The sequence below is a fragment of the Pantoea sp. E956-1 genome (assembly GCF_982223955.1).
The window spans coordinates 906,974-920,193 of record NZ_CEUYZP010000001.1; the positions used below are offsets into that span (position 1 = coordinate 906,974).

Annotated in this window: 14 protein-coding genes; 6 read left to right on the forward strand and 8 right to left on the reverse strand. The window is 55.1% G+C overall.

Annotated elements, in window-relative coordinates:
- Positions 1-17: 17 nt before the first annotated feature.
- The 3 genes from katG to AC0T7J_RS04575 form a co-directional block, all read right to left on the reverse strand.
- A complete protein-coding gene (gene katG, locus AC0T7J_RS04565) occupies positions 18-2,237 on the reverse strand; it encodes a catalase/peroxidase HPI (RefSeq protein WP_473792449.1) in 2,220 nt (739 codons plus the stop codon).
- Between the two features lie 187 nt (positions 2,238-2,424).
- Positions 2,425-2,559: a hypothetical protein gene (locus AC0T7J_RS04570; RefSeq protein ID WP_473792451.1), complete on the reverse strand. Its 135-nt coding sequence runs from the start codon at positions 2,557-2,559 to the stop codon at positions 2,425-2,427.
- A 163-nt stretch (positions 2,560-2,722) separates the two neighbouring features.
- On the reverse strand, positions 2,723-3,745 hold the full coding sequence (locus tag AC0T7J_RS04575) for an LLM class flavin-dependent oxidoreductase (RefSeq protein ID WP_010247994.1): 1,023 nt from the start codon (positions 3,743-3,745) through the stop codon (positions 2,723-2,725).
- 208 nt (positions 3,746-3,953) lie between these two features.
- Between AC0T7J_RS04575 and AC0T7J_RS04580 the strand changes: the two genes are divergently transcribed.
- From AC0T7J_RS04580 to AC0T7J_RS04595, 4 genes are all read left to right on the forward strand, one after another.
- Positions 3,954-4,916 (forward strand): fatty acid desaturase, encoded by a 963-nt coding sequence (locus AC0T7J_RS04580; protein ID WP_473792454.1) that lies wholly within the window; start codon positions 3,954-3,956, stop codon positions 4,914-4,916.
- Positions 4,909-5,682 (forward strand): phosphate/phosphite/phosphonate ABC transporter substrate-binding protein, encoded by a 774-nt coding sequence (locus tag AC0T7J_RS04585; RefSeq protein ID WP_473792456.1) that lies wholly within the window; start codon positions 4,909-4,911, stop codon positions 5,680-5,682. The genes AC0T7J_RS04580 and AC0T7J_RS04585 overlap by 8 nt, the downstream gene beginning before the upstream one ends.
- Before the next feature lie 185 nt (positions 5,683-5,867).
- Positions 5,868-6,782, forward strand: coding sequence for a ketopantoate reductase family protein (locus AC0T7J_RS04590; protein WP_473792458.1), 915 nt, complete (start codon positions 5,868-5,870; stop codon positions 6,780-6,782).
- A gap of 129 nt (positions 6,783-6,911) precedes the next feature.
- Positions 6,912-7,973 carry a LacI family DNA-binding transcriptional regulator gene (locus AC0T7J_RS04595; RefSeq protein WP_473792460.1) on the forward strand — a complete coding sequence of 354 codons (1,062 nt, stop codon included), beginning with the start codon at positions 6,912-6,914 and terminating at the stop codon, positions 7,971-7,973.
- 102 nt (positions 7,974-8,075) lie between these two features.
- Here AC0T7J_RS04595 and tmaR read toward each other — a convergent pair whose 3' ends face one another.
- The 3 genes from tmaR to dacD form a co-directional block, all read right to left on the reverse strand.
- Positions 8,076-8,402 (reverse strand): PTS system regulator TmaR, encoded by a 327-nt coding sequence (tmaR, locus tag AC0T7J_RS04600; protein WP_004571340.1) that lies wholly within the window; start codon positions 8,400-8,402, stop codon positions 8,076-8,078.
- A gap of 160 nt (positions 8,403-8,562) precedes the next feature.
- Positions 8,563-9,621 (reverse strand): FUSC family protein, encoded by a 1,059-nt coding sequence (locus AC0T7J_RS04605; RefSeq protein ID WP_010670945.1) that lies wholly within the window; start codon positions 9,619-9,621, stop codon positions 8,563-8,565.
- A 267-nt stretch (positions 9,622-9,888) separates the two neighbouring features.
- Positions 9,889-11,052: a serine-type D-Ala-D-Ala carboxypeptidase DacD gene (gene dacD / locus AC0T7J_RS04610; protein WP_022624996.1), complete on the reverse strand. Its 1,164-nt coding sequence runs from the start codon at positions 11,050-11,052 to the stop codon at positions 9,889-9,891.
- A 556-nt stretch (positions 11,053-11,608) separates the two neighbouring features.
- On the opposite strand from dacD, the gene AC0T7J_RS04615 reads away from it, so the two are divergent.
- Together AC0T7J_RS04615 and AC0T7J_RS04620 are read left to right on the forward strand one after the other, a co-directional pair.
- Positions 11,609-11,902 (forward strand): hypothetical protein, encoded by a 294-nt coding sequence (locus tag AC0T7J_RS04615; protein ID WP_473792464.1) that lies wholly within the window; start codon positions 11,609-11,611, stop codon positions 11,900-11,902.
- A 14-nt stretch (positions 11,903-11,916) separates the two neighbouring features.
- Positions 11,917-12,399 (forward strand): DUF4225 domain-containing protein, encoded by a 483-nt coding sequence (locus tag AC0T7J_RS04620; RefSeq protein WP_473793181.1) that lies wholly within the window; start codon positions 11,917-11,919, stop codon positions 12,397-12,399.
- Positions 12,400-12,402: 3 nt separating this feature from the next.
- Here the strand turns inward: AC0T7J_RS04620 and AC0T7J_RS04625 are convergent, their stop codons facing one another.
- Both AC0T7J_RS04625 and AC0T7J_RS04630 read right to left on the reverse strand, forming a co-directional pair.
- Positions 12,403-12,714: a hypothetical protein gene (locus tag AC0T7J_RS04625; RefSeq protein ID WP_473792466.1), complete on the reverse strand. Its 312-nt coding sequence runs from the start codon at positions 12,712-12,714 to the stop codon at positions 12,403-12,405.
- A gap of 155 nt (positions 12,715-12,869) precedes the next feature.
- On the reverse strand, positions 12,870-13,064 hold the full coding sequence (locus AC0T7J_RS04630; RefSeq protein WP_473792468.1) for a hypothetical protein: 195 nt from the start codon (positions 13,062-13,064) through the stop codon (positions 12,870-12,872).
- Positions 13,065-13,220 lie beyond the last annotated feature (156 nt).

The following is a 13,220-nucleotide window of genomic DNA, read 5'->3' on the forward strand; positions in this document are numbered from 1 at the left end:
TACAACGTCAACAGCAATCAGAGTTCAAACCGATCCAGATTCATCACTTTGGTCCAGGCGGCAACAAAGTCTTTGACGAATTTTTCACGGGCGTCACTGCTGGCGTAGACTTCCGCCGAGGCGCGTAACACCGCATTGGAGCCAAACACCAGATCGGCGCGTGTGGCGGTGAAACGGGTTTCGCCAGTGACGCGATCCCGTCCAATAAATTTCTCATTGGTCGAATCGGCGGCTTTCCACTCGGTGCGCATATCCAGCAGATTCACGAAGAAGTCTGTGTTCAGCGTCCCTGTGTGGTGCGTGAAGACACCGTGCTGGCTGCCATCAAAGTTAGCACCCAGCGCACGCATTCCGCCAACCAGCACCGTTAATTCCGGTACGGTCAGGGTCAGCTGCTGCGCTTTATCGATCAGCAGATTTTCGGTGGTGGTTTTGCCGAAGCCAGTACCGTAATTACGGAAACCATCTGCACGCGGTTTCAGCAGTTCGAACGACCCGATGTCCGTCTGATCCTGACGCGCATCAACACGGCCCGGAGTAAATGGCACCTCAATTTCAACGCCAGCTGCTTTCGCCGCCTGCTCAACGCCGACCACACCCGCCAGCACGATCACATCTGCCAGTGAAGCCTTGTGCGCTTCGCGCTGCACCGCTTCCAGCGTCGGCAACACGCGTGCTGCGACGGCATTGACGTCCCACTCACGCTGCGGCAGCATCGCCAGGCGGGCACCGTTGGCACCACCGCGTTTGTCGCCGCCACGGAAGGTCGAAGCCGACGCCCAGGCAACGGAAACCAGCTCGCTGACGCTGAGGCCGGATGCTGCAATCTTCTCTTTCAGCTGCGCGATATCCGCCACGGTTGGGTGATAAACCGGTGCAGGCAGCGGATCCTGCCAGATCAGATCTTCCTGCGGGACTTCAGGCCCGATGTAACGTGCTTTTGGCCCCATATCACGGTGAGTCAGCTTAAACCAGGCACGGGCAAAGGCTTCATTGAACGCCTGCGGATCATTGTGGAAACGACGCGAAATTTTTTCAAATTCCGGGTCAAAACGCAGCGTCAGGTCGGTGACCAGCATGGTCGGTTTGTGTTTCTTCTCAGCGTCAAACGCATCCGGGATAATGTCCGGGGCATCGGCTGCCACGAACTGGATGGCACCCGCCGGGCTGCGCGTCTGAACCCACTCATATTTGAACAGGTTCTCGAAGAAGTAGTTACTCCACTGGGTTGGCGTCTGAGACCAGATCACTTCCAGACCGGAGGTAATCGCATCTGCGCCAACGCCCGTGCCATGGTTGTTGACCCAGCCGAGGCCCTGCGCTTCAATCGGTGCGGTTTCAGGATCAACTCCGACGTGGCTGGCTGGTGCGGCACCGTGGGTTTTACCCAGCGTATGTCCACCAGCAATCAATGCCACGATCTCTTCGTCGTTCATGCCCATGTTGCCGAAAGTGGCGCGAATAGCCGGGGCCGCAGAGGCAGGATCGCCGCTGTGTTCCGGCCCTTCCGGGTTCACGTAGATCAGACCCATTTCGGTAGCGCCCAGTGGCGACTGCGCCAGGGATTCCGGATGACGGTGTTCCAGCCAGGCGGCTTCTTCGCCCCAGTTCACATCCATATCCGGTTCCCAGACATCGTCACGTCCGGCACCAAAGCCAAAGGTACGGAAGCCGGAATTCTCCAGCGCGACGTTGCCCGCCAGAATGTAGAGGTCGGCCCAGGAGATCTTCTGACCATACTTCTGTTTAACCGGCCACAGTAAGCGGCGCGCTTTATCCAGACTGACGTTGTCTGGCCAGGAGTTTAGGGGGGCGAAGCGTTGCTGACCACGACCTGAACCACCGCGTCCGTCCACGGAGCGATAGGTTCCGGCGCTGTGCCAGGCCATACGAATAAACAGGCCGATGTAGCTGCCCCAGTCAGCGGGCCACCAGGCTTGTGACTCGGTGAGCAACCCTTTGATGTCAGCTTTCAGCGCTGAGTAATCTAATTTGGCAAATTCTTTACGGTAATCGAAGGATTCATCAAGCGGGTTCGAACGCGATGAGTGCTGGTTCAGCAGGTCAACCCGAAGCTGATTAGGCCACCAGTCGCGGTTGGTTGTTCCGCCGCCCGGCGCCTGATTTTCCTGAGAAGGCTTGCCCGCATGAAAAGGACATTTGCCTTCGGGCGCTTCGCGATCGGCTTCGACAATAGGCTTTGCATCTTTTGCATCTTCATCAATGGAATTGCTCATGGTCACACCTCTTTTTTGTATTTTCATCGCTACTCTATAGAGGATTTTCAGGAACGCACACCTGTCTCATCCTATCTGTTTGATAGCTTTTACCTTTTTATACACCTTCTTCAAAAGCTTAAAACAATGGATCGATGATTGCCGTTGGGCTGCAAAGAGTAGCGAAGCGGCAACCGTCACCCTGAGACTATTCCGGCAGCGCCGGTTTCACAACTGCCGTTTTGCTGCCCGGCAGGCGGATGCGGAACCAGATAGCGTCTATTTCGGGCAGGAAAACCAGGGTGCCATCAATCAGGATAAAGGCCAGCGTTCCCCAGAACACCGGGTGGGTCAGTCGAATAAACGCCAGAGAGAAGTTCAGGGAGGATAAAGCAGAAAAGACGGGAAGTGTTGAAGCGCGTTTACAGCAGGATCACGGCAGGCGCTTTGTCATCTGCGCCTGCCGTGGATCTCACAGCGCCCTGCTCTTCAGGGCGCTCTGTCACTTAACGCCAGCCGAGTTCCGGGGCGACATACTTCAGGATCGCCTCAATCACATGGGCATTATAGGCAACACCAAGCTGGTTAGGCACGGTGAGCAGCAGGGTGTCGGCTTCGGCAATCGCCTCATCCTGCGCAAGCTGCTTAATTAACGCCTCTGGCTCTGCGGCATAGCTGCGGCCAAAGATAGCGCGGGTTTTCTCATCGAGAAAGCCGACGGAATCCTGGTCGTTACCGCTGCGGCCAAAGTATGCGCGGTCCATATCATTCACCAGCGCAAAGATGCTGCGACTGACCGAGACGCGTGGCGCATGCTGATGTCCCGCTGCTTTCCAGGCCTCACGGTAGGCGCGGATCTGTTTAGCCTGCTGAATGTGGAACGGCTCGCCGGTTTCATCATCTTTCAGGGTTGAACTTTGCAGGTTCATACCCATTTTTGCCGCCCATTCTGCGGTGGCGTTAGAGCCGGATCCCCACCAGATGCGGTCGCGCAGGCCTTCAGAGAGCGGCTCAGGCCGCAGCAGGCCAGGCGGATTCGGGAACATGGGCTGTGGATTTGGCTTAGCAAAACCTTCGCCGCGCAGCACCTCCAGAAACTCTTCGGTGTGACGACGGCCCATATCCGCATCGCTTTCACCCGCTTTTGGTTCAAAGCCAAAGTAGCGCCAGCCATCGATGACCTGCTCAGGTGAACCACGGCTCAGACCCAGCTGCAGACGACCATTGGAAATCAGGTCTGCCGCGCTGGCGTCTTCCACCATGTAGAGCGGGTTTTCGTAGCGCATGTCGATGACACCGGTGCCGATCTCAATCGTTTTGGTGCGCGCTGCAACGGCAGCCAGCAGCGGAAACGGCGAGCTGAGCTGGCGGGCAAAATGGTGGACGCGGAAGTAAGCGCCATCTGCGCCCAGCTCTTCGGCGGCCACCGCTAAGTCGATCGATTGCAGTAATACATCCTGCGCAGTGCGGGTGGCGGACTGCGATGAGGGCGTCCAGTGACCAAAGGATAAGAAGCCAATATTTTTCATCTGTATTTCTCCTGACAGGCGGTAAACGCCCGTGGATGCAAGGCGATTTCTGATAGTGAAAGGTTACGCCCCCGGAGCCGCCACTGATAGTCAATATCTTTCAGCGCCATATTCAGGAATTTCGACATAGCTAAGCAGATTATCCACTTTGCCTTTGCCCGCCCTTTCTTTCACTGTTCTGATTCCCGCTTCCGCTGTCAGGTGAATCATGCACACCGGTTATCTCTCTCTACAGCAGCGCGCCTGGCTTAAAGCGCGCGCGCGCAGCTGGCTCTGGCGCAGCGAACTGCCGACCTGGCTGCTAATCGGTGTGATCTACGGCGGCTGGTTCTCGGTGATGCTGAACGCGCAGATGCTGGGACGGCTGCCCGCCACCCTGCTGCTGATCGGCTTCACTGGCTGGTATATGTCGCTGCAGCATGAGCTGATCCACGGCCATCCCACGCGCTGGCCGCGGGTGAATCAGCTATTTGGCACGCTGCCGCTGGCGGTCTGGTATCCCTACGGACTCTATCGCGATTCTCATCTGGCCCATCATCGTAATCACACCCTGACCGAGCCGGATGAAGATCCAGAAACCTACTACCTCTCCGCTGCTCGCTGGGCGCAGTTGCCGCGCTGGCAGCAGCAGCTGATTCATCTGCGTAACACTTTTTTTGGACGGTTGCTGCTCGGCCCGCTGCTGGATGTGGCGGCGACCTTCGGCGGGATGTGGCAGGCACTGCGCCGTGGTGATCGGCGCGCGATAGCAATGTGGCTGCTGCATGGGACGCTGCTGGCACTGCTGTTTTACTGGATGGCGCGGCAGGGATTTTCGCCGCTGTGGTATCTGCTGGCGGTGAGTTATCCGGCGCTGGTGCTGACCAAAGTGCGCTCCTTTTATGAGCACCGTGCGGCGGACAATCCGCTGGCACGGTCAGTGAATAATGAAGCGGCGTGGCCGTGGCGCATGCTATTCCTGAATCTGAACTACCATTCAGTGCATCACGATCTGCCCGGCGTCCCCTGGTATGGCCTGCGTCGCCTCTATCTGCGCGACCGCGAGCATTACTACCAGCGCAATCATGGCTTTCGCGTGGCGGGTTATCGGGTCTGGCTGCGTCAGTTCTGGGCCAGACCGGTCGGGGTCAATGTCCATCCGGGACGATCAGCGGAGAAAACGCATGAATAACCTGCTCGCCTTGCCGATGTATGCAATTCACCCGCCCGCCACACGGGCACTGATGCAGGCTGTGGTTACCCTGCTGACGCAGCACGGCATCGCTACGCAGCCGGTCTGGCCTGAGAACCTGCTGACACACTGGCAGGATAACCGGTTGTTGCTGAGCCAGACCTGCGGCTATCCGCTGGTCAGCCAGCTTCCTGCGGTTCAGCTGGTCGGCACCTTTCACTATCAGGCCCCAGGCTGCACCGGCCGTGACTATCGCAGCTGGCTGGTGGCGCGGGAAAAACGGGCGACGCTGGCCGATTTTAACGGCCAGCGGGCCGTGGCTAACAGCCTGGACTCGCACTCCGGCTATAACGCGCTGCGGTTTGTGGCAGCGCTTCAGGGCGTGAGGTTTTCGCAGCTGCTGCTGAGCGGCGGCCATCGTCAGTCGCTGGCGGCGCTGCGTGATTCACAGGCGGATATCGCGGCTATCGACTGCGTCAGCTGGGCACTGCTGGCGCGCTATGAGCCGGATGCGCTGCGCGGCCTGCATATCATCGGTGAAACGCCAGCCGCCCCCGGATTGCCATTGATTACGGCAGCCCCGACGTCAGTGGACCGGCTGGAAAGACTCCGCACGGCGCTGCATCAGCTGGTGAACGATCCCGCCTGGCGCACCGTCTGTGACGACAACCTGATCGGCGGGTTCAGCCCGGTGCAGCGAGACGATTATCAGGGCGTGCTGGCGTGGGAACAGCAGGCCGCCGCGCTGGGCGTTACCCGGCTGTAATACACGCCTCTGTTTTGCCCTGCTGACCGGGCAGGGAAAATCTGATTTCTCTGCATCGCCCCCTCCCTGCCCGCGCTTTCCCGGCCTCTCATTTCATGCTCCGCGATGCGCTCTGACCGAGGCTAAGACTGGTAAGCCCGCTCACGGCGTTCTAAGGTAGAGGTTTTCAGCAGAGGGAGAGTGGGATGCGCATTCTGATGGCAGGCGCCGGCGCGACCGGCGGATATTTTGGTGCACGGCTGGCTCAGGCCGGCCAGGACGTGACTTTTCTGGTCCGTGAACGGCGTTATCAGCAGCTTCAGGCCCGCGGTCTGGTGTTGCAGACGCCGCAGGGCACTGAAACGCTACAGCCGCAACTGGCGCAGGCTAACACCCTGACGGGCCACTATGATCTGATTATCGTCACGGTGAAGAGCTTTGCCCTTGATCAGGTGATGGAGGATATTGCACCTGCAGTGGGCCCGGAAACATTGATCATGCCGATTCTGAACGGATTACGGCATATCGCGACGCTGCAACAGCGTTTCGGCGAAGATAAGGTGATCGGCGGCCTGTGCAAAATCAACGCGACGCTGGGTGATAAGGGCGAAGTGATCCAGATGACGCCGCTGCATCAGCTCTATTATGGCGCGCTGGACGGCAACAACGATGCGCGACTGCAGCGGGTTGATGCGGCGCTGCGTGACTGTCAGGTCGATACCCGATTCAGCGATAACATCATGGATGAGCTGTGGGAAAAGTGGCTGCTGCTGAGCACGCTCGGCGCGGTCTGCTGCCTGGCGCGCGGAAATACCCAACAGATACTCACCTCGCGTGGCGGCGAAGCGCTGTTACAGGGCGTTTTCTCGGAGATTCTGTCAGTCATTACTGCCGAAGGCTATCAGACGCGTCCGGCGGCCACTGCCCGCATTCTTGAGCTGTTAAGCGATCCGGCTACCCCGATGACCTCCTCAATGTACCGCGATCTCACCCAGGGCTTTGATATCGAAGCCGATCAGGTGATAGGTGACCTGCTGCTGAGGGCGAAACGCCATAGTCTCGCCACGCCACTGCTTAATGCGGTGGATGTGAACCTTCAGGTCTATCTGCAGCAGCGTTAATGACCTTGCCGGATACCGTGACCGGGTGCCGCAACGGACCCGGTTTTTGTGGTCGTGAAAGTGTGGTGTGCAGCAGCAGTGCAGCAGGAAAATTTGCTACACTCGTCGCTTCATTTTTTGGAGAGTTCAATGACTTCCCGCTCCGTGACCCTCGATGATGTCGCTCAACTGGCCGGCGTCTCATATCAAACCGTTTCACGTGTTTTAAACCGTTCTGAACAGGTGTCAGCCCGCACGCGGGAAAGGGTTGAGGCGGCGATGCTGCAGCTCAATTATGTGCCCAATCGTGTGGCGCAGCAGCTGGCCGGTAAGGCAACGCGCACGCTGGGTCTGGCCACCAGCGACCTGGCCCTGATGGCCCCTGCGCAGATCGCTTCGGCGATCCAGCAGCGCGCCGCCGGGGCGGGTTATCATCTGGTGATTGCCATGGACAGTGGTAACGATGTGGCAGCAACGGTGAATGAACTGCTGGCACAGCGGGTCGATGGATTGCTGATCAACCTGCCGCTGGAGGCAGATGAGGCGCAACAGATCCAGTTGCTTTGCGGCAGCAAACCGGTGCTGTTTCTGGATGTCGAACCCCAGGCGGCGGTAGCGCAGTGTCAGTACCCGAATGAGTCTGGCGCCCGCGCCGCCGTTGAACATCTGGTGGCGCTGGGTCATCGTCAGATTGGCCTGTTAAACGGGCCGCAGCGCTCGGTCTCGGCCCGTCAGCGTGAAAATGCATGGCGTCAGGCGCTGGCCGATCATCAGCTGACACCGCACTGTTCTCTTCGCGGCGACTGGAGCGCGCAGTCGGGTTACCAGGCGCTGCTGGCGCAGCTTCCCGACGATCTGCCGCAGGCGCTGCTGGTAGCGAACGATCAGATGGCGCTGGGTGCGATGCGGGCGTTGCATCAGTATGGCGTAGCCATTCCTGGCGAGATATCGGTAATTGGATATGACGATACCGCCGAGAGCGCGTGGTATCAGCCACCGCTGACCACGGTGCGGCAGGATTTGCACTCTCTTGGCGCGCAGAGCGTCGAGCGGATGCTGGCCCGGCTTCAGGGTAGAGAGGCGTCAGACAACGCGCTGGAAACCACGCTGGTAATCCGGGAGACCACTGCCCCGCCTGCTGATGAGGGGGTTAATTTAGTGGCGCTGTCACAGCAGTTACAGGCGATTGCCCGCAGGCTGGCGGGGAAATAACCCTGCACACGCTGCGCTGACGCAGGCAATAAAAAACCCGCCCCACCGGAGTGGATGCGGGTTGGCATGGGAGATTTGTCGCTTGCGCGCAGCTATCTGCCCTTACGCTTTCGGGTGTTCACCCACGCCCATTGCTTTGATCTTTTTCGACAACTCACGGCGCTCTTTAGACAGGTCGGCGTTTTTGATGATGTACTCATCTACGCGATCTTCATAATCCACACGCATGCTGGCGATGATTTCCTGGATAGCCTCAACGCTCATGCCGGGTTTGATATATTCGCTCAGGTTGTCGAGCAGCAGTACGCGCTTCTGGTTGTCGCGAATTTTCTTCTCGTTGTCGACAATTTCACGCTGCAGTTTGTTTTTGCGGCGGAACATACGCACGAACTCCAGTACGTCCTGAAATGATTGCTTGGCATTTTCCATGATGGCACCTTTCTTTGAGCCTGCTGACGCAGGGAGAGAGTCAAAACGATCAGCTTAGCGGCTAGCCCGCCAGGTAAGCAATTTTCACAGCTAAATTCAGACTGGCTCTTATCTTAGCGCAAAGAAACCCTGTTTCACATTAAGTCATTGTCTGAGGTGATTATTTGCGCAGCGCCATCCGCATCAGGTCGGTCATCCGTTCCAGCTGTTTTGCCAGTTCCAGCGTCAGCCACACGTAGCCGTAGATCGGCGTTTCCTCCAGACCTTCGCTGCCCGCTTCCGCGATCAGTCGCCGCAGTTCGCCACTGATTTCGGTCAGCTCGTGACTGTTGGCCACTACCTCTTCCGTTTCCCCTTCAATCGCCATGACCGACAGCGCCCGCAGCGTGTTCTCAGTCATCTGCTGAGTGCGACGTAATGCGGGCGCGTTAAGCATAATCAGATGGCTCTCGCGCGATGCCCACCAGGCATTAATCTGCATCTCAATGGTGTAAACCATATTACGGTTGATGGTCTGAATCGCTTCAAGCACCGATTTTGGGATGCGCGTCTCTTTGCTTGACGGCTCCAGCAGCGCCCGCATTTTGATCACGCTGCTCAGCAGTTTGCCCAGCGGCTTGTTCAGGCGCGGCTTTTCAACCAGGTTGGGTGAAAAGCCGGCGTGATAGATTTTTGCCATTTCCGCCAGCGCGTCGGAGAGCTGAATGCGCCAGTGTGTATAGGCACGCTGCGCCCAGATAGCGGTAAACAGCAGCGCCATCAGCGATCCCAGAATCACATCACCGCCGCGCCACAGTGCCATCGTGAAATCGCCGGTTGGCGCCCCCACGACCACGCTCAATGTAATCCCGATCAACAGCGCCATATAGGGATGTTTGCCCAGTGTCAGGTAGCCGCTGATCATCATGATGATGCCGCACCAGGCCAGCATCATCGGCATCGAGATCAGCTCCAGCTTCAGAGCAATCAGACCGGATATTGACCCGGCGACTGTGCCGCTGATGCGCTGCAGCGCGCGCGGAAAAACATTTCCCCAGGTAGAGATGGGCCCCATCACCACCACCAGCGTAATCAGCGGCCAGGTGCCTTCAGGGATATCGGTCGCCCGGACAAAGATAAAGCAGAGCAAAAAGGCAATGGCAATACGCACGCCGTGGACGGAGCGGTAATGGCGATAAAACCAGAACTCCAGTTTTGATATGGGCTTATCAGGACGCAAAGTGACTTTCCGGTTGCGGGAACATGATGTGGCTATCTTAACCCTGAACGCGGCTCAGGCTTAGCGCCGGTCAGATATTTCAAAACAGTTTTGACGTTCGCTTACAATTATCAACATCCGCCTCACATATCTTCCCGGAAGTTAAAAACAACTTAATGCGATTTTTTAACCTTTATCGGCTCTCAGTAACACGCTCAGAGTACGCCTGCGCGCAAGTAAAAACGGGCAGCCCGCAGGCTACCCGTTTTAGTGCTGACAATTGGCTAATCAGAACTTCTGCCTGAGATAATCCGTCAGGCGGGTAATAACACCTGCGGGTTCAACCGCACTCAGCGCCACCAGCGGATAGTGGGCAATCTGCTGATCTTTATCCATCACCTGAATCTCACCGATGACCTCATTGGCTTTCAGCGGGGCTTCCAGATCTTTGCGATCGATGACGTACTTCGCTTTCACATTCTGCACTTCACTGCGCGGCAGTGACAGATAAACATCTTCTGCGGTACCCACATCCACCTGATGAGGATTGCCGTACCAGACGTTTTCGCTGCCAATTTTCTTACCGGCATGGAACAGCTGAACGGTATCAAAGGTGTTCTGGCCCCAGACCAGCAGTTTACGCGCCTGCTCTTCGCGGCCTTTCGGGCTTTTACCGCCCATGACGACGGCGATCAGGCGATGCTTGCCCACCACATTCGAGGCGATGATGTTAAAGCCCGCGGTCTCAGTGTGACCGGTTTTCAGCCCATCAACGTGGAGATTATTATCCCACAGCAGGCCATTACGGTTGTTCTGGGTAATGCCGTTCCAGGTCAGGGTCTTCTCACTGTACATGGCATAAAAGTCAGGCTCACCATCAATAATGGCGCGTGACAGTTTCGCCATATCCAGCGCGCTGGAGAACTGCCCCGGCGCATCCAGACCATGAACCGTTTCAAAATGGGTATTCTGCAGGCCGAGCTTCTCAACGTAGTGATTCATCATGCCGACGAAGTTCGCTTCGCTGCCCGCCACATAATCAGCCAGGGCAACGCAGGCGTCGTTACCGGAGTCGATGATGACGCCACGGCTTAAATCCCGGACGCTCAGCTTATCGCCTGGCTTCAGGAACATCAGCGAGGAACCTTTGAACACCGGATTACCCGCCGCCCAGGCATCTTTTCCGACCGTAACCATGTCGTCACGGCTGATTTTCTTCTGGTCAATGGCGCGATCGACCACGTAACCGGTCATCAGTTTGGTCAGGCTGGCGGGATTACGGCGTTCATCGGGATTGCCAGCGGTCAGAACCTGTCCTGTGGTGGCATCCATCAGCACCCAGGAAGCCGCATCAATCGCCGGAGGCGTCACAGGAAAGGGAATCGCATCAGCCTGCGCCAGCGAGGCCCAAAAAACAGTAGCGGTAACGGTGAACAGCAGACGCCTTTTCAACACTTCATCCTTAATTGCACGGGAGAGAAAATTTCTAAAACGAAACGGAAACAGCCGCACGTTTTACGGCAAAAGCGTTGTGAAGGTTTGAATAAATTGAAAAAAAGTATGAACTGCGACGCACTTTGATAAGCGTCGTTATGGGATTATCTCCGTCGGCTGGCGGCGTAAGAGAAGATGAAGAGCAGGTTTTACGTCATGGAAGGACCGGAGAGTAACATGCGCATTCACCACAACGTAAATACTACCGTACAGGGTTTGCCGCCCCTGCTTCTGCACGGACTGGATTATGAGTCCGTATACCGATAGCATTTACAGTTGAGTTCTGCATACGGGATCAGACCGCTTGTAAATTTGAGAAGGGCATAAAACAATAAAGCCCCGCCTTAACGAGGTTTTAAAAATTCATTAGTGGCGTAAACGTATCATTATCCCACTATCTGACCTGAATACGCCAGTTTATACAAATTCGATATTTTTTTAATTTTGGTGACTCTTTACTTTGTAGTAAAACGTAGACGGCACTAAATCACGGTGACTTATCGGAGTTGATGTTATGGATAACTATCTGGACAAGAAAAGATTTAACAGTTATTACCTGCTTCAGGCAAATGACGCTGCTCACTATCTGAGGATGACTGCACGCAGACTTTCCTCTCAGCACCTTAAGAATCTTATATCTCACATTAATTTTAATAACGAAGTAGATCGTTTTATCGAGGCGCAGATTAAGGGAATTAAGAAAGCAACTGATGAACGTGAATGCAAGCTTTGTCTGTATAATTTACAGGAAGAAAAAAACCCCTTCATCAGCAGGATGCTGCTCTCAGGACAGGCGCAGCTAAAATAGTTGTCTCTGCTGAACTGGTAACTAATCATCTTGACGGATGGGGTTATGTTTTCAATGCCGTTGGCGTAATTATTGGCTCCGCGCAAATTATAGCAGGGGCAACTATAGGGATCGCGTCATTGTTCAGCGGAAATTTAATAGGTACTTTTGCGGGAGCAATGATAGTCTCACATGGAATCAACAATATATACGAAAGCTATATAAACATAAGTGAGAATCGCAGCGATACAGAGGGTTTCTTACGTGGCGGCTATGCAGCAACTGCCGAATTCCTCGGTTTCAGCCCTACTGTAGGCCGCATTGCTTACAGTATCGCTGACTTATCCCTTTCGGGATATGGTTTAGCAAGGATGGTTCTTAAACCAGACGCATGGCGACTTTATCGCTATCTGCCATCAGATTTTATCAGGAATGTAAAAACAGTCGGAGCGCCTTCATTAGCTCTGGAGGCGCCAGGGGATGCGATGACTCTGAAGAGTATTTATGACCAAAAATAAGAATTATATTAGCCTGTAATAAAATACTTTTGCCCCCAGCCTCACTGGGGCCATATAACAAAAAACCATCACCGTAAAAAAGTAAATTAAAAGATATGTGTAAAAGCTACCATTTTCGGAACGGACAAACTCATAGATTCCAACTGCGGCCAAAAGAAGAATGAATATCAGAACGCCCTTAAAAATCCTGAGGAGGCGTTTTAAAGTCTCAGATATAGTCAAGCCCTCACCTTCTGACAGACGTTCAATATAAACCCGTTCATTTTCACTAAGTTTGCTTAAGTCCACATTATCCATAACGTCCCTCTCTTCCATGCCCCAGTGCTCAGGGCAATATTAACCTGAATTGATTATTCTATATAGTGTTTTTTAACGCGGGGTGAAATATGAAAGTAGCTTTGCGTCCTTGCGGAAGAACTCGCCGTCTACGGAAATTGGCGCGGTAATGAGCCTGTATCGTTGTGGAGTTTTTACAGCTGCAGCAGTACGTAAAGAGCGATACTGGCCGCCAGATCATCGCGATGCTCTGAAAGCGTCAGAATAAATTTAGCAATTATCTCCAGTTTAACTAATTCTCCGATTGGCATAATTTTCCAGACAGACTCACCCATAATATTACATGCTGCCACGAAGGCTTGTTCTTCTAATCTAATTCCTTTAGCCACTTCTATTCAAAGAGAGTCAAATGTAATCCTTTCAGGCAGATTACGCCTATTTTGACCTCAGTATTTATTGGTCAACCGCTCATCACTAACGCGTTAAATCTGGACTGGAGCGCGAACCGTCAGGATTTTGGTTTAATGCACAATGTATGCCTGCAG